Source organism: Pseudomonas sp. SORGH_AS_0199 (assembly GCF_031453735.1).
Taxonomy (GTDB): domain Bacteria; phylum Pseudomonadota; class Gammaproteobacteria; order Pseudomonadales; family Pseudomonadaceae; genus Chryseomonas; species Chryseomonas aestiva.
Window position 1 is genome coordinate 2,738,568 of the sequence record NZ_JAVJAE010000001.1, and the last position, 16,236, is coordinate 2,754,803.

The 16,236-nt window shown below is 64.1% G+C and carries 18 protein-coding genes; 8 read left to right on the top strand and 10 right to left on the bottom strand.

From position 1 onward, the window contains the following. Positions 1-55 precede the first annotated feature (55 nt). Positions 56-376, top strand: coding sequence for a SelT/SelW/SelH family protein (locus QE444_RS12890; protein WP_133859228.1), 321 nt, complete (start codon positions 56-58; stop codon positions 374-376). 2 nt (positions 377-378) lie between these two features. Here the strand turns inward: QE444_RS12890 and cspD are convergent, their stop codons facing one another. After that, positions 379-654: a cold shock domain-containing protein CspD gene (cspD, locus tag QE444_RS12895; RefSeq protein ID WP_133859227.1), complete on the bottom strand. Its 276-nt coding sequence runs from the start codon at positions 652-654 to the stop codon at positions 379-381. A gap of 221 nt (positions 655-875) precedes the next feature. Between cspD and clpS the strand changes: the two genes are divergently transcribed. Beyond that, the gene (clpS, locus tag QE444_RS12900; RefSeq protein ID WP_007162298.1) at positions 876-1,232 is read left to right on the top strand and encodes an ATP-dependent Clp protease adapter ClpS; all 357 of its coding nucleotides are present in this window, start codon (positions 876-878) and stop codon (positions 1,230-1,232) included. Positions 1,233-1,280: 48 nt separating this feature from the next. Beyond that, positions 1,281-3,551, top strand: coding sequence for an ATP-dependent Clp protease ATP-binding subunit ClpA (clpA, locus tag QE444_RS12905; protein ID WP_133859226.1), 2,271 nt, complete (start codon positions 1,281-1,283; stop codon positions 3,549-3,551). 71 nt (positions 3,552-3,622) lie between these two features. Here clpA and infA read toward each other — a convergent pair whose 3' ends face one another. From infA to aat, 3 genes are all read right to left on the bottom strand, one after another. Further along, positions 3,623-3,841: a translation initiation factor IF-1 gene (gene infA / locus QE444_RS12910; protein WP_002553999.1), complete on the bottom strand. Its 219-nt coding sequence runs from the start codon at positions 3,839-3,841 to the stop codon at positions 3,623-3,625. Positions 3,842-3,935: 94 nt separating this feature from the next. After that, positions 3,936-4,643: an arginyltransferase gene (locus QE444_RS12915; RefSeq protein WP_133859225.1), complete on the bottom strand. Its 708-nt coding sequence runs from the start codon at positions 4,641-4,643 to the stop codon at positions 3,936-3,938. Positions 4,644-4,678: 35 nt separating this feature from the next. Then, positions 4,679-5,368, bottom strand: a complete 690-nt coding sequence (aat, locus tag QE444_RS12920; RefSeq protein WP_158895064.1) for a leucyl/phenylalanyl-tRNA--protein transferase — start codon at positions 5,366-5,368, stop codon at positions 4,679-4,681. Between the two features lie 256 nt (positions 5,369-5,624). On the opposite strand from aat, the gene QE444_RS12925 reads away from it, so the two are divergent. Genes QE444_RS12925 through cysG form a run of 5 tightly spaced genes read left to right on the top strand, consistent with a single transcriptional unit; the run spans position 5,625 to position 12,806 of the window. Then, complete coding sequence (locus QE444_RS12925) at positions 5,625-8,108, top strand: DNA translocase FtsK (RefSeq protein ID WP_187979144.1); 2,484 nt, start codon at positions 5,625-5,627, stop codon at positions 8,106-8,108. A gap of 17 nt (positions 8,109-8,125) precedes the next feature. Further along, positions 8,126-8,749: an outer membrane lipoprotein chaperone LolA gene (lolA, locus tag QE444_RS12930; protein ID WP_007162303.1), complete on the top strand. Its 624-nt coding sequence runs from the start codon at positions 8,126-8,128 to the stop codon at positions 8,747-8,749. A 9-nt stretch (positions 8,750-8,758) separates the two neighbouring features. Further along, positions 8,759-10,087, top strand: a complete 1,329-nt coding sequence (locus QE444_RS12935; protein ID WP_285387913.1) for a replication-associated recombination protein A — start codon at positions 8,759-8,761, stop codon at positions 10,085-10,087. Positions 10,088-10,134: 47 nt separating this feature from the next. After that, positions 10,135-11,412, top strand: a complete 1,278-nt coding sequence (gene serS, locus QE444_RS12940) for a serine--tRNA ligase (protein ID WP_017641767.1) — start codon at positions 10,135-10,137, stop codon at positions 11,410-11,412. Then, complete coding sequence (gene cysG / locus QE444_RS12945) at positions 11,412-12,806, top strand: siroheme synthase CysG (RefSeq protein WP_309738939.1); 1,395 nt, start codon at positions 11,412-11,414, stop codon at positions 12,804-12,806. Before serS ends, cysG begins: the two co-directional genes overlap by 1 nt. A 2-nt stretch (positions 12,807-12,808) precedes the next feature. On the opposite strand, the gene QE444_RS12950 is transcribed toward cysG, so the two are convergent. From QE444_RS12950 to tusD, 6 genes are all read right to left on the bottom strand, one after another. After that, complete coding sequence (locus QE444_RS12950; RefSeq protein ID WP_309738940.1) at positions 12,809-13,810, bottom strand: glutathione S-transferase family protein; 1,002 nt, start codon at positions 13,808-13,810, stop codon at positions 12,809-12,811. A 65-nt stretch (positions 13,811-13,875) separates the two neighbouring features. Further along, positions 13,876-14,859: a glycosyl transferase family protein gene (locus QE444_RS12955; RefSeq protein ID WP_285387904.1), complete on the bottom strand. Its 984-nt coding sequence runs from the start codon at positions 14,857-14,859 to the stop codon at positions 13,876-13,878. Then, positions 14,856-15,170 (bottom strand): TusE/DsrC/DsvC family sulfur relay protein, encoded by a 315-nt coding sequence (locus QE444_RS12960; RefSeq protein WP_309738944.1) that lies wholly within the window; start codon positions 15,168-15,170, stop codon positions 14,856-14,858. The genes QE444_RS12955 and QE444_RS12960 overlap by 4 nt, the downstream gene beginning before the upstream one ends. 2 nt (positions 15,171-15,172) lie before the next feature. Beyond that, positions 15,173-15,472: a sulfurtransferase complex subunit TusB gene (tusB, locus tag QE444_RS12965; RefSeq protein WP_273861734.1), complete on the bottom strand. Its 300-nt coding sequence runs from the start codon at positions 15,470-15,472 to the stop codon at positions 15,173-15,175. Then, entirely contained in the window at positions 15,469-15,825 is a 357-nt protein-coding gene (gene tusC, locus QE444_RS12970; protein ID WP_309738946.1) for a sulfurtransferase complex subunit TusC, read from the bottom strand. The genes tusB and tusC overlap by 4 nt, the downstream gene beginning before the upstream one ends. A gap of 1 nt (position 15,826) precedes the next feature. Continuing rightward, a complete protein-coding gene (gene tusD, locus QE444_RS12975; protein ID WP_187979153.1) occupies positions 15,827-16,222 on the bottom strand; it encodes a sulfurtransferase complex subunit TusD in 396 nt (131 codons plus the stop codon). Positions 16,223-16,236: the final 14 nt, after the last annotated feature.

Sequence of the window (16,236 nt, forward strand, 5' to 3'; positions counted from 1 at the left end):
CGGATGGAATCGGGGGCTGCGTATTATAGGGAGCCCAGGCCTTGCGAGGTGTACCGTGGCGGACGCCAGACCTATCATCACCATCCACTACTGCACCCAGTGCCAATGGCTGCTGCGCTCGGGCTGGTTGGCCCAGGAGCTGCTCAGCACCTTCGGTACCGATCTGGGTGGAGTGACGTTGCTACCGGGAACCGGTGGCGTGTTCGAGGTCGCCTGTGGCGGAGAGGTGCTCTGGGAGCGGAAGAGGGATGGCGGCTTTCCCGATGCCAGAGCGCTGAAGAATCGGGTCAGGAACCTGCTGTTTCCGGAGCGCGACCTGGGGCACAGCGAAGGTCAGCGGCGCGAAGGGGGAGATGGCGCCCCCGAAGGGGCGTGAGATCAGGCTTCCGTACTGACTGTATCCCGCACATCGAGGGTATTGGTGGCCGGCGCTGCGGCGGGTGCGCTCACTTCGGCCGCGCGAATCTCGACCGCGTGCAGGCCCTTGGGGCCCTGCACGATATTGAAGTTGACCGCTTGGCCCGCCTTCAGCGTGCGGTAACCGTCCATCTGGATGGCCGAGTAATGAGCGAATAGGTCTTCATCACTGTTATCTGCAACGATGAAGCCATATCCTTTGGCGTTATTGAACCATTTGACCTTGCCACTGAGCATACCGGCTCCCTCTGCAAAGGACTCCAAGCCTGGAGTATCATTCGACTACAGTTCCAGTGAATCCACACAGACGCCACTACAACGGAACCCTTGGTACCTCGTCGGTACAGGATGTTTGTAACACCCTTTCAGCCTTAGTCAAGGCAAGGCACTAGGCGGCTGAGACGTGGATCAAGCTCTTTTTTTCCTGCTATTCATCCCGTAATTCGGAATCGATCAGAATGCGTGTAATCGACCCCATCCGACTGGCGGCGGACGACAACGAACATCAGGACGGCGACAACGGCGGCCTGGCGGTGCAGGAGGCAAAACCTGCACTAAAACGGCCAGCCAGATATCGAGTTCTGATGTATAACGATGACTACACCCCGATGGAGTTCGTCGTCGAGGTGCTGGAGCGCTACTTCAGCATGAACCGCGAAGCGGCTACCCAGGTGATGCTTACTGTGCATACTCAGGGAAAGGCAGTCTGCGGAACATTTACTCGCGATGTCGCTGAAACCAAGGCCATGCAAGTCAATCAATATGCCAGGGAGTGCAACCACCCGCTGCTGTGTGAAATCGAAATCGAAAGTTAGATCTGTGCTGCTTGGGCTACTGTGCTGCTTGGGCTATGAGGTGAAGCTATGTTGAATCGTGAGCTCGAAGTCACCCTGAATCTCGCCTTCAAGGAGGCGAGGACGAAGCGTCATGAATTCATGACCGTTGAGCACCTCCTGCTGGCGCTGCTGGACAATGAAGCGGCGGCCACCGTGTTGAGAGCCTGCGGCGCCAACATCGATCGTCTGCGACGCGATCTGTTGGAATTCATAGATTCCACCACACCCCTGATCCCACAGCAGGACGACGAGCGCGAAACCCAGCCGACGCTGGGTTTTCAGCGTGTTCTCCAGCGTGCGGTCTTCCACGTCCAGAGCTCGGGCAAGCGCGAAGTGACCGGGGCCAACGTCCTGGTCGCCATCTTCAGCGAGCAGGAAAGCCAGGCGGTGTTCCTGCTCAAGCAGCAGAGCGTGGCGCGGATCGACGTGGTCAATTTCATCGCACATGGCATCTCCAAGGTGCCAGGGGCAGCACCCGAAGCCGAGCAGGATCAGGACGCTGCCGAGGAGGAGGGTGCCGAACCCAGCTCCTCCAACAATCCGCTGGAAGCCTATGCCAGCAACCTCAACGAGCAGGCTCGCCAGGGCCGTATCGATCCGCTGGTGGGGCGTGAGTCGGAAGTCGAGCGCGTAGCCCAGATCCTTGCCCGGCGCCGCAAGAACAACCCGCTGCTGGTGGGCGAGGCTGGCGTCGGCAAGACCGCCATCGCCGAAGGTCTGGCCAAGCGCATCGTCGACGGTCAGGTCCCTGATCTGCTGGCCGACAGTGTGGTTTATTCGCTCGATCTCGGCGCGCTACTGGCCGGGACCAAGTATCGCGGCGATTTCGAAAAGAGATTCAAGGCTCTGCTGGCAGAGCTGAAGAAGCGGCCCCATGCCGTGCTCTTCATCGACGAGATCCATACCATCATCGGTGCCGGCGCGGCCTCGGGTGGGGTGATGGATGCCTCCAACCTGCTCAAGCCGCTGCTGTCCTCCGGTGAGATTCGCTGCATCGGCTCCACCACCTTCCAAGAATTCCGCGGCATCTTCGAAAAGGATCGGGCACTGGCTCGGCGCTTCCAGAAGGTCGATGTCGTCGAGCCTTCGGTGGATGATACCTACGGCATCCTGCGCGGCCTCAAGGGGCGCTTCGAGCAGCATCACCACATCGAGTACACCGACGAGGCGCTGCGTGCAGCAGCCGAGCTCGCTGCGCGCTACATCAACGACCGGCACATGCCCGACAAGGCCATCGACGTCATCGACGAAGCCGGTGCCTACCAGCGCCTGCAGCCCGAAGACCGTCGTGCCGAGCGGATCGACGTGCAGCAGGTCGAGGACATCGTCGCCAAGATTGCGCGGATTCCCCCGAAGACCGTCAACAGTTCCGACAAGGAGCTGCTGCGCAACCTGGAGCGCGACCTCAAGCTGACCGTCTTTGGTCAGGACCTGGCCATCGAATCCCTGTCCACCGCCATCAAGCTGTCCCGTGCGGGGCTGAAATCACCGGACAAGCCGGTTGGTTCCTTCCTCTTCGCCGGCCCTACCGGCGTGGGCAAGACCGAGGTTGCCCGGCAGCTGGCCAAGGCCATGGGTGTCGAGCTGGTGCGCTTCGACATGTCCGAGTACATGGAGCGGCATACCGTGTCGCGCCTGATCGGTGCGCCTCCCGGCTATGTCGGTTTCGACCAGGGTGGTCTGCTGACCGAAGCCATCACCAAGACGCCGCACTGCGTGCTGCTGCTTGATGAGATCGAGAAGGCCCACCCCGAGGTCTTCAACCTGCTGCTGCAGGTCATGGACCACGGCACCCTGACGGATAACAATGGTCGCAAGGCCGACTTCCGCAACGTGATCCTGATCCTGACCACCAACGCCGGTGCCGAGACCGCTTCCCGTGCCTCCATCGGTTTCACGCTGCAGGATCACACCACGGATGCCATGGAAGTCATCAAGAAGAGCTTCACGCCCGAGTTCCGCAATCGTCTGGATACCATCATCCAGTTCGGCCGCCTGAGCACGGAAGTCATCAAGAGTATCGTCGACAAGTTCCTCACCGAACTCCAGGCGCAGCTCGAGGACAAGCGTGTCCAGCTCGAAGTCACAGATGCCGCCCGCAGCTGGCTGGCGGAGCGTGGCTACGATGTGCAGATGGGTGCTCGTCCCATGGCGCGCCTCATCCAGGACAAGATCAAGCGGCCGCTGGCCGAGCAGATCCTGTTCGGGGACCTGGCCGACCACGGCGGTATCGTCCACATCGACGCGGTGAACGACGAGCTGGAATTCGAGTTCGAGACCACCGCCGAACCTGCCTGAGGGCAGGTCGCGATTTACAATCGCTCATGAAAAAGCCCGGCATAGCCGGGCTTTTTCATGAAAGGATTCGCTTAACGCGCGCGGTAAGTGATCCGGCCCTTGCTCAGATCGTAAGGCGTCAGCTCCACGCGAACCTTGTCGCCGGTCAGGATGCGGATGTAGTTCTTACGCATCTTTCCGGAGATGTGCGCGGTGACGACGTGCCCATTTTCCAACTCCACGCGAAACATGGTGTTGGGAAGGGTGTCGACGACAGTACCTTCCATTTCGAAGCTGTCTTCTTTCGACATATATAGAAAAGCCCTCGGTGACAAGATAGGCCCAGAGCAGTCCGGGCGAAAAAGGCCCATATTCTGACAGAAATTCAGAAAAAGCGCTATTTCGTCAGGCTAGGGCAACCCAGCGCTGATTGACGAAGAGCTCAATGGGGCGATACTCGGTCTTATAAGACATCTTGCGACACCCTTTGATCCAGTAGCCGAGATAAACCGCATCGAGACCGAGGCGGCGGGTTTCGGCGACCTGCCAGAGGATGCCGAATACACCCAGGCTGCGCTTCTCTTCGCTAGGGTCGTAGAAGGTGTAGACCGCCGACATGCCGTTGGGCAGCACATCGGTCACCGCGATGCCGATCAGGCGGTCTTCCACCCGCATCTCGTAGAAGAAGGCGTAGGGCAGGTGGCTGACCAGGAAGGTGGAGAACTGGCCGCGGCTCGGCGGGAACATGTCGCCGTCGGCGTGGCGTTCGCTGATATAGCGGGCGTAGAGCTGATAGCGCTCTTCAGTGAAACCCGGGTCGCAGCGCGTAACCCTGATGTCGAGATTGCGCTTGAGTACGCGCGTCTGCTTGCGGCTGGGGCGAAAGCGAGCGACGGGGATGCGGGCGGGAACGCAGGCTTTGCAGAGCTGGCAGTGGGGGCGGTAGAGGTGATCGCCGCTGCGGCGGAAGCCCAGTTCGGACAACTCGGCGTAGATCTGACCGTTCATGGGCTGCGAGGGGTCGAGAAACAGCGTGGTCGCCTGCTCGTTGGACAGGTAACTGCAAGCGTGAGGCTGGGTTGCGTAAAACTTGAGTCTCGCCAGCTCGGTCATGTCGAATCTCTACATAAGCCTGGCTTGAGTGTAAGTCACCCGTGGAAGGTAGGCCAGGCGGCCATGCTGGCCTGATCCAGGTATTTGGCCAGGTATTCAGCAAAGCGTTCCCGAGAGAGACTGCTCGCGCCGAGACTCTCCAGGTGCGCGGTTTGCATCTGGCAGTCGATCATCACGAAGCCCCAGGCGGCCAGGTCCCGTACCAGGGTCACGAAGCCGATCTTGGAAGCGTTGTCAGCGTGGCTGAACATGGACTCGCCAAAGAACAGCTTGCCCATGGCGATGCCGTAGAGACCGCCGACAAGCTGGTCGCCGTCCCAGACTTCCACGGAATGAGCCCAACCCTGGGCGTGCAGCTCCTGGTAGGCCTGGCGCATCTCCACGGTGATCCAGGTGCCGTCGGCATCGCGTCGCGGACCGGCGCAGGCCTGGATTACCCTGGCGAAGGCCTGATCATAGGTGACGCGCAGCGGCGTCTTGCGCAGCGTCTTCGCCAGGCTGCGGGAGACGTGCAGGTCCGGCGGGAACAGTACCGTGCGGGGATCCGGCGACCACCAGAGCAAGGGCTGACCGGCCTGGTACCAGGGAAAGCAGCCGTGACGATAGGCGCCGATCAGGCGTGCCGCGCTCAGGTCGCCACCGATGGCCAGGAGGCCGTTGGGTTCGCGCAGCGCCTGCTGCAGGGGCGGGAAGTCAGGGCTTGCGCGGGTCAGCCATTTCACCATGGTAGGGGAGGGCGCCTTCTGATGGGTGGAGCCGAAGGGGTGCGGCTTGTGCGTAACAAGCTCAAGAAATCGTCATAACTCTTTGTCAGGACAACGAAAGAATGCTCCAATGTTGTGCCTGAAGGCGGTTCCGGTACGGCCGTCCGCTATCGTGCCATGTTTCGCCGCGGGACTGTAGAAGCAGGGCCCGGGCGATCTAGAATGGCGCACTGTTTTTGATTCACGGTCACACGTTCCGTGTGCGGGAAAAGCGCGCTTGAAGCAATCCAGTTCTGTCAGCCACGTCAACCAATGGCGTGAGCATCTGCATTATCGTCTCAAGGAGGTGGTGCTCATCGCACTGGCCGCCTTGTGCCTGTATCTGCTCATGGCTCTGCTGAGCTACGACCCCTCCGATCCGGGCTGGACCCACACCAGCCGCATCGATCAGGTCCATAACACCGCAGGCCGCGCCGGCGCCTGGCTGGCCGACGTGCTGTTCATGGCACTCGGCTACTTTGCCTTCGTGTTCCCCGTCCTGCTCGCCGTCAAGACCTGGCAGATCTTCCGCAAACGGCACCTGCCCTGGGAGTGGAGCGGCTGGCTGTTTTCCTGGCGGCTGACCGGTCTGGTCCTGCTGGTGATCTCGGGTTCGGTACTGGCCTATATCCATTTCCATGCGGTCTCGGCGCTGCCGGCGTCCGCTGGCGGCGCGCTGGGCGAGAGCCTGGGGCAGCTGTCGGTCGCCGCCCTCAATGTCCAGGGCAGCACGCTGCTGTTCCTCGCGCTCTTCCTGCTGGGATTGACAGTCTTCACCGATCTGTCCTGGTTCAAGGTGATGGATTTCACCGGTAAGGTCGTACTCGACTTGCTGGACCTGGTGCAGGGTGGCTTCAGCCGCCTGGCCGGCGGTCGCCGTCAGGCTCCGGAACTTGACGTCTTCGACGAGCCGGTGTCGCCGCCGGTTGCGCGCAAGAGCAAGGCCCGCGAGGTACCGATTCCCGTCGCCGATGAAGACCTCGACGATCTGCTCGATGTCGCGCCGCCGCCACGGGTGGAGCGTGCTGCGCCGCGCATCGAGATGCCCGCGCCCAGTCGCTTTGTCGCCGAAGCACCCGAGTCCGCGCCTGTGGCTGCCGCGCCTGTCCCAGCGCCGGCCAGTGTCGCCATGCCCACGCCGCCGCCGCGCAAGGCGGCGCCTGTACCGGCTGCGGCGTCCTATTCGCCCGCGGCTGTCGTGGTCCGGGTCGACGCGGATCTGGAAGGTACCCTGCCGCCGCTGTCGATCCTGGATCGCGCGGAGAAGAAACAGCAGAGCTATTCGCCGGAATTCCTCGAGAACATGTCGCGCCTGCTCGAGGTCAAGCTCAAGGAGTTTGGTGTCGAGGTCATCGTGGAGAGCGTGCATCCCGGTCCGGTGATCACCCGCTTCGAGATTCAGCCGGCGGCCGGCGTCAAGGTCAGCCGCATTTCCAACCTGGCCAAGGACCTGGCGCGTTCGCTCGCCGTGTTCAGTGTCCGGGTGGTGGAAGTCATTCCCGGCAAGACCACCGTGGGTATCGAGATCCCCAACGAGGATCGCCAGATGGTGCGCTTCTCCGAGGTCCTCGAATCGCCCGAGTACGCGGCGGCCAAGTCGCCCGTCACCCTGGCCCTGGGTCATGACATCGGTGGCAAGCCGGTTATCACCGACCTGGCGAAGATGCCGCACCTGCTGGTGGCCGGTACCACGGGTTCCGGTAAGTCGGTGGGCGTGAACGCCATGCTCCTGTCGATCCTGTTCAAGTCGAGCCCGGAAGACGCTCGCCTGATCATGATCGATCCCAAGATGCTGGAGCTCTCGATCTACGAGGGCATTCCACACCTGCTGTGTCCGGTGGTCACCGACATGAAGGAGGCCGCCAACGCCCTGCGCTGGAGCGTGGCGGAGATGGAGCGGCGCTACAAGCTGATGGCGGCCATGGGCGTACGTAACCTGGCCGGCTTCAACCGCAAGGTGAAGGACGCCGAGGACGCGGGTACGCCGCTGACCGATCCGCTCTATCGTCGCGAGAGCATGGACGACGAGGCACCGCTGCTGAAGACGCTGCCGACCATCGTGGTGGTGGTGGACGAATTCGCCGACATGATGATGATCGTCGGCAAGAAGGTCGAAGAGCTGATCGCGCGGATCGCGCAGAAGGCGCGGGCGGCCGGCATCCATCTGATCCTGGCTACCCAGCGGCCCTCGGTGGACGTCATCACCGGTCTGATCAAGGCCAACATCCCGACGCGGATGGCCTTCCAGGTGTCGAGCAAGATCGACTCCCGGACCATTCTCGACCAGGGCGGCGCCGAACAGTTGCTCGGGCACGGTGACATGCTCTATCTGCCGCCGGGTACCGGCCTGCCGATCCGCGTCCATGGCGCCTTCGTGTCCGACGACGAGGTCCATCGCGTCGTCGAGGCCTGGAAGGAGCGCGGCGCCCCCGACTACATCGAAGACATCCTCAGCGGTCCGGACGAGGGCGGTGGTGCGGGCTTCGACGGCGGCAGCGGCGAGGGTGGCGACAGCGACGAGGACGATCCGCTCTATGACGAGGCCGTGCGCTTCGTCACCGAGAGTCGTCGGGCCTCGATCTCCGCGGTCCAGCGCAAGCTCAAGATCGGTTACAACCGGGCGGCACGGATGATCGAAACCATGGAAATGGCCGGTGTCGTATCGCCCATGAACACCAACGGCTCGCGCGAGGTCACAGCGCCTGCCCCGGTGAGAGACTGACATCCATGAGGACCTCGATGCACAAGCTGCGTTGCTTCGCCCTGGCCGCCCTGGCCGCCGTAAGCTTTTCCGCCCATGCCGACCAGGCGTCGGTGGGTCGCCTGTCGCAACTGCTGGACAAGGCCCAGACCCTGACCGCGCGCTTTTCGCAGCTGACCCTGGATGGTTCGGGTACTCGCCTGCAGGAAACCGCCGGCAACATGAGCCTCAAGCGTCCCGGGTTGTTCCGCTGGCATTCCGATGCGCCCCAGGAGCAGCTGCTGGTGTCCGACGGCAAGCAGGTCTGGCTGTACGATCCGGACCTGGAACAGGTCACCATCCGCAAGCTGGACCTGCGCCTGACCCAGACGCCGGCGTTGCTCTTGTCGGGTGACATTTCCAAGATCGAAAGCAGCTTCGACGTCACCAGCAAGGATGCCGGCAACGTCGTCGACTTCGTGCTCAAGCCCAAGACCAAGGACACCCTGTTCGACAGCCTGCGGCTGTCGTTCCGCAACGGCGTGATCAACGACATGCAGTTGATCGACGGTGCCGGTCAGAGAACCAACATCCTTTTCTTCAACGTCAAGCTCAACGAGCCGGTGGCCGCGTCCCAGTTCACCTTCCAGGTGCCCAAGGGAGCCGACGTCATCCAGGAGTGATCGCACCCCATGGATCTCTTCAGCAGCGCACCCGTCGGGCAGCCCTTGGCTGCCCGCATGCGTCCCGCGAGCCTCGATGAATACGCGGGTCAGCAACACCTGCTGGCGCGGGGCAAACCTCTGCGCGAGGCGCTGGAGCAGGGCGCGCTGCATTCGATGATCTTCTGGGGGCCGCCAGGGGTGGGCAAGACCACCCTGGCGCGGCTGCTGGCCCAGGTTTCCGATGCCCATTTCGAAACGCTCTCGGCGGTGCTTTCCGGGGTCAAGGAGATCCGCCATGCGGTGGAGGTGGCCAAGCAGCAGGCCGCCCAGTATCGCCGCCGCACCATCCTCTTCGTCGACGAGGTGCATCGCTTCAACAAGTCGCAGCAGGATGCCTTCCTGCCCTATGTCGAAGACGGCACCCTGATCTTCATCGGGGCGACCACTGAAAATCCCTCCTTCGAGCTCAATAACGCGCTGCTCTCGCGGGCGCGGGTCTATGTGCTCAAGAGTCTGGACGACGAGGCCCTCGGCGGCCTGGCACGCCGGGCTCTGACCAGTGCCAAGGGGCTGGGTGAGCGACGGCTGAGTCTGCCGGACGACGCCCTGGCGCTGCTGCTGGCCGCCGCCGACGGCGATGGCCGGCGGCTGCTCAATCTGCTGGAGAATGCCGCGGACCTGGCCGAGGACGGTGGCGTCCTGGACGCCGAACTGTTCCAGAGTCTGCTGGGCGATCAGCGCCGCCGCTTCGACAAGGGCGGCGAAGCCTTCTACGACCAGATCTCCGCGTTGCACAAGTCGGTGCGCGGCTCCAATCCCGATGGCGCCCTCTACTGGTTCGCCCGGATGATCGACGGCGGCTGCGATGCGCTGTACATCGCCCGGCGCGTGGTGCGGATGGCCAGCGAAGACATCGGCAACGCCGATCCGCGCGCCCTGAGCCTGTGCCTGGACGCCTGGGATGTCCAGGAGCGCCTGGGTAGTCCGGAAGGCGAGCTGGCCATCGCCCAGGCGATCGTCTATCTGGCCTGCGCGCCCAAGAGTAACGCCGTCTATATGGGCTACAAGGCCGCCCTGGCCGACGTGCGCCAGAACGGCTCGCGCGAGGTGCCACTGCACCTGCGCAATGCGCCGACCAAGCTGATGAAGAACCTCGGCTATGGCGACGAATACCGCTATGCCCACGATGAGCCCGAAGCCTATGCCGCGGGTGAGGACTACTTTCCCGAAGAACTCGAGCCGCGCCGCTACTATGAGCCGGTTCCCCGTGGGCTGGAGCTGAAGATCCGCGATAAACTGCAGCACTTGGCGGACCTCGACCGGTCCAGCCCGCGCCAGCGCCGACCGCGTTCCTGACACCCCGCCCGCGCGGCTGCCCCCATTCCTAAGCAAGAGACACGGACATGCTTGATTCGAAACTGGTTCGCACCCAAACCGAGGAGGTGGCCGCACGTCTGGCGACCCGTGGCTACGTTCTCGACGTCAGCCTGGTGGAGTCGCTGGAAGCCCGTCGCAAGGCCGTGCAGACCCGCACCGAGACCCTGCAGGCCGAGCGTAATGCCCGCTCCAAGGGGATCGGCCAGGCCAAGGCGCGTGGTGAGGACATCGCGCCGCTGCTGGCCGAGGTCGATCGCATGGGCAGTGAACTGGAAGAAGCCAAGCGCGAGCTGGATCTGGTCCAGGGCGAACTGGATGCCCTGCTGCTGGGCCTGCCCAACCTGCCCGACGCCTCGGTGCCGGTCGGCAAGGACGAAGACGACAATGTCGAGGTCCGTCGCTGGGGTACACCGCGCGACTTCGATTTCGAGATCAAGGACCACGTTGCCCTGGGCGAGACCCACGGCTGGCTGGATTTCGAGACCGCTGCACGGTTCTCCGGCGCCCGCTTCGCCGTGATGCGCGGCCCCATCGCGCGTCTGCACCGTGCCCTGGCGCAGTTCATGCTCAACCTGCACACCGGTGAGCATGGCTACGAAGAGACCTATACCCCCTATCTGGTGCAGGCCGAGACCCTGCAGGGCACCGGTCAGCTGCCCAAGTTCGAGGAAGACCTGTTCAAGATCGGCCGCGAAGGCGAGAGTGATCTCTACCTGATCCCCACCGCCGAGGTGACCCTGACCAATCTGGTCGCCGGCCAGATCCTCGATGCCAAGCGCCTGCCGCTGAAGTTCACCGCCCATACCCCGTGCTTCCGCAGCGAAGCCGGGGCCTCGGGTCGCGACACCCGCGGCATGATCCGTCAGCACCAGTTCGATAAGGTGGAGATGGTCCATATCGTCGAGCCGAGCACCTCCTTCCAGGCCCTGGAAGAGCTGACCGGCCACGCCGAGACCGTGCTGCAGCGGCTGGAACTGCCCTACCGGGTGCTGTCACTGTGCACCGGCGACATGGGTTTCGGCGCCACCAAGACCTACGACCTGGAAGTCTGGGTGCCGAGCCAAGGCAAGTATCGCGAGATCTCGTCCTGCTCCAACTGCGGTGACTTCCAGGCGCGCCGCATGCAGGCCCGCTACCGCAACGCCGAGGGCAAGCCCGAGTTGGTGCACACCCTCAACGGCTCCGGCCTGGCCGTGGGTCGTACGCTGGTCGCCGTGCTGGAGAACTATCAGCAGGCCGACGGCAGCATCCGCGTCCCCGAGGTGCTCAAGCCCTACATGGGTGGCCTCGAGGTCATCGGCTGATGGATTACCTGCCGCTCTTCCACAAGCTCGATGGTCGTCCGGTACTGGTGATCGGCGGGGGCGATATCGCCTTGCGCAAGAGCGTGCTGCTGGCCGAAGCCGGCGCACGCATCACCCTGGTGGCGCCGGAAATCGAGCCGGAGGTACGTGCCTTCGTCGAGGCGCGGGGCGGCAGTTGCCGGGTCGAGCGCTATGCGGCTGGCCATCTCGCCGGGCATTGCCTGGTGATTGCGGCCACCGACGATGACGAGGTCAACGAGACCGTGTCCCACGACGCCCAGGCCCTGGGCCTGCCGGTCAACGTGGTGGATGCGCCCAAGCTGTGCACCGTGATCTTCCCGGCCATCGTCGATCGCTCGCCCCTGGTGATCGCCATTTCCAGCGGCGGTGACGCCCCGGTGCTGGCGCGCCTGGTGCGCGCCAAGCTGGAGAGCTGGATTCCAGCGACCTATGGCCAGCTGGCACAACTGGCCCAGCGCTTTCGCGCCCGGGTGAAGACCCGCTTCGCCGATCTGCAGGCGCGGCGGATCTTCTGGGAAGAGGTGTTCCAGGGCGAGGTCGCGGAAAAGGTCTTTTCCGGCCAGCCCCAGGCTGCCGAGCAACTGCTGGAAGCCAAGCTGAGCAGCGAAACGGCTACCTTTCGCGGCGAAGTCTATCTGGTCGGCGCCGGTCCCGGTGATCCGGACCTGCTGACCTTCCGCGCCCTGCGGCTGATGCAGCAGGCTGACGTGGTGCTCTACGATCGCCTGGTGGCGCCGACCATCCTCGACATGTGCCGCCGCGATGCCGATCGCATCTATGTCGGCAAGCGGCGCGCCGAGCATGCGGTGCCCCAGGACGATCTCAATCGCCTGCTGGTCAAGCTGGCCCGGGAGGGCAAGCGGGTGCTACGGCTGAAGGGAGGTGATCCCTTCATCTTCGGCCGCGGTGGCGAAGAAATCGAAGAACTGGCAGCCGAAGGCATTCCCTTCCAGGTGGTGCCGGGCATCACCGCGGCCAGTGGTTGTGCCGCCTATGCCGGCATTCCCCTGACCCACAGAGACCATGCCCAGTCGGTGCGCTTCGTTACCGGCCATCTCAAGGACGGCTCGGCCGATTTGCCCTGGACCGATCTCGTGGCGCCGGGACAGACCCTGGTGTTCTACATGGGCCTGGTGGGGCTGCCGACCATCTGCGCGCAACTCACTGCCCATGGCAAGGATCCGGCAACGCCGGCGGCGCTGGTGCAACAGGGCACCACGCTCAATCAGCGGGTGTTCACCGGTACCCTGCAGGATCTGCCGCAATTGGTGGCCGAGCACGAGGTCCACGCGCCGACCCTGGTGATCGTCGGCGAGGTGGTCGCGCTACGCGAGAAGCTGGCCTGGTTCGAAGGCGACCAGGCGGCGGTCTGATCTCAGGCTGCGCCCTGGATGCCGGCACTGCTCAGGGCCTCGCGGCCATGGGGAAGGTCCAGCTCCAGGGCCGGCCCCTTGGGCACGATAGCGGTCGGGTTGATCTGCGCATGACTGCCGTAGTAGTGGTGCTTGATGTGCTGGAAGTCCACGGTCTCGGCGATCCCCGGCCACTGATACAACTCTCGCAGCCATCCCTGTAGCGCCGGATAATCCCGAATGCGCCGCAGGTTGCACTTGAAGTGGCCGTGATAGACGGCGTCGAAGCGAATCAGGGTGGTGAACAGGCGCCAATCGGCTTCGGTCAGCCATTCGCCGGTGAGATAGCGCTGGGTCTGCAGCAGCTTTTCCAGGTCGTCCAGGGTGGCGAAGACCTCGTCGAAGGCCTCTTCGTAGGCCTCCTGGGTGGTGGCGAAACCGGCCCGGTAGACACCATTGTTGACCGTCGGATAGATACGGTCGTTGAGGGCATCGATGCGACCGCGCAGGGCCTGTGGGTACAGATCCAGGCGATTGCCGGTCAGGTCATCGAGGGCGCCATTGAACATGCGGATGATCTCGGCGGATTCGTTGCTGACGATGCGCTCTTGCTGGCGATCCCAGAGCACCGGGACGGTAACCCGCCCGGTGTAGTCGGCCTGGTCGCGCTGATAGAGCTGGTAGAGGCGGTCGAGGTGATAGAGATCGTCACCACTGGCGCCCCTGGCCAGGTCGAAGGTCCAGCCTTCCTCACGCATCAGCCAGCTGACCACCGAGACGCCGATCAGATCTCTGAGGCCCTTGAGCTGGCGATAGATCAGGGTGCGGTGCGCCCAGGGGCAGGCCAGGGACACATAGAGGTGGTAGCGACCGGCTTCCGGGGCATGGCGTGCGGCGCCTTGCGGAATGGCTTGCTCGGGGCGGGCGATCCAGTCGCGACGCTGGGCTTCTTCCCGTTTGAAATGGCCATCCTTGCCATTGTCATACCACTGGTCCTGCCACTGTCCATCGACCAACAAGCCCATATCGTCATCCTCCGCTGCGTTGCGGTTAGGAACCCGGGGAGCCGCTCCGGGTTCCTGAGGCGACGTCAGAGCGTGCGGTCGCGCGCCTCCCAGCGCCGCTCGGCTTCGCTCTGGGCACTCGCCTGCTCCTGACCCAGGGCGCGCAAGGCCACGGCCAGGGTGGCGATGACCGCCAGGCGCCCATAGGGATCTTCCGCTTCACCTCGCCAGGTGGCGGCCAACAGGGCCGGATCGAGGCGCTCCGGCTTGACCTGGCGACGCTCGGTCAGCGCCGGCCAGCTTTCGTCCCAGGCTTCGCCAGCACGGGTGCCATAGAGATGGGCGATGACATCGGGATTGCGCTCGACTTCACCGCCTTCGCCCTTGATGACGATGCTGTCGTCAGCCAGCAGGCGACTGGCCTCGCGATGCACCTCCTGGTAACCCGGGTGGAAGATGCTCTGCAGGATGCAGCGCGCCTGGCTGGGGTTGAGCAGCCGTACCAGGGAATGGATCGGCGAGCGCAGGCCGAGCTCGGCCTTGAGATCGATCATCCGCTGCAGGGCCGGCATCCAGGCGGCCAGCGGCAGGAAGGCCGGCTGATCGCGATCGAGCAGGGCGCCGACGTCCTGCCAGTCAGTGGCGGTCGGCATCCCCAGGTCGGCCAGGCACTGTTCGGTATAGAGTCGGCCCGCGGTGTGGGTACCGCCGCCATGCATGACCACCCGCACGCCGCTACCGGCCAGGCATTTCACCGCCAGCAGGTACCAGGGCAGATGACGCTTCTTGCCGGCGTAGGAGGGCCAGTCGAGGTCGACCGTGAAGCCTGGCGGCTGCAGCCGCGCGCGGACGGCGCGGGTGAAGCCCGCCAGCTCCTCGGCACTCTCTTCCTTGTGCCTGAGCAGCATGAGAAAGGCACCGAGCTGGGCATCGGTCACCCGGTCGTCGAGGATCAGGCCCATGGCCATTTCCGCCTCGGCCTCGGTCAGGCTGCGGGCGCCGCGCTTGCCCTTGCCCAAGGCCCGGACATAGACGGCGAAGGGATGTTCTTCGGGCGTGGTGAAGGTCATAGACAGTTATCCGGTTTCGGCAGGCCGGCCAGTTTGGCGCCGAGCTTGGCCGGCGCGCCCTTGAACAGCAGGTTGAGCTGCAGACTGGTGCCCAGTTCCGGACCCAGCGTCTGGGCAATGTACTTGATCAGCGGCCGATTGGCCGGCGCAAGCTGGAAGTGGGCGTAGAAGTCACGCAGCGCCTGCAGCACCTGCCAGTGGCGCTCGGTCAACTCGATGCCCTCCTTGAGTGCCAGTTGCTGGGCCACTTCCGGACTCCATTGCGAGAGGTCGCGCAGATAGCCTTCGGGGTCGAGGTCGAGAGGAGGCATGCTCAGGTCCAGCTGATGACCTTGGCGCAGCTCACGCTCAGGTCGACGAAAGTGGGGTAGTCGATCAGGGTCACGGCTCGTTCGGGGTGCAGGCGACGGGCCTGGACATCCTCCGCCAGGGCATAGAGGGCTGCCTCGGCCGGAAGTCGGGCCAGGCACTCGGCTGCAACGCTGCCAGGGCGCAGGGCCTCGACCGCGGCGCCGGTGAGCAGAACGGCGTCCTCGCTACCGACCCAGCTCAGGCCGTCCAGGGCGCCGGCGTCCAGCAGCGGCGAGCGGGAAAACAGGTGCAGGGTAGTCAAATGGAAATCACCTGGTCGTATTCATGAATCAGCGCTGCCAGGGCGTCGGGCTCCAGGGGCGTCACCCAGGCGGGCAACTGCGCGGGGGTGATGCCCAGGCGTTGCAGGGCGGTGGCTTCGGCGTAGATGGCCTCGACACCGAACAGCGGCAGCGCGGAGAGATTGGCACTCAGGTCCTTTTGCTCCAAGGCAGCGCTGTCGGTCGCCAGCAACTGGGTCACGCCAGGACCGGCGAACAGCAGCGCCAGGGGCAGTTCGAAGGCACCGCCGGCCAGTACGATATCCAGGGCCTCGCGCGGACCGGGGCCGCTCAGTGCCGGCTGGCGGGAGATGACGAGGGTGCTCTTGGCCATGCTAGTCGCCTCCAAAGCAGAGCAGGCGATCGGCGTCCTGCACCGCTTCATGCAGTTGGCCAAGGCCGGACAGCTGCCAGGGCGCACGCACGTTCACCGCGCCCTCACGTTCGTAGCGTCGTGCCTCGTTCTCGTCCAGCAGCCCACGCTTGAGAGCGGCGGCGATGCAGACCACCGCATCGATCTGGTGGCGTTCGATCAGCTCGCGCCAGCGCGCGGGCAGATCGGATTCGTCCTGGCCGCTGACCAGGGCATGGGAGGCGTTATGGACGCCGTCGCGATAGAGAAACAGGCGCGACAGCTCGTGACCCTCGGCCAGCAGCGCCTCGCAGAAGCGCAGGGCCCGCCGCGCCGAGGGCGCCTGGGGTGGAGAAAGGACAACGATGGCAAATTTCATGGATGTAAAAAGGC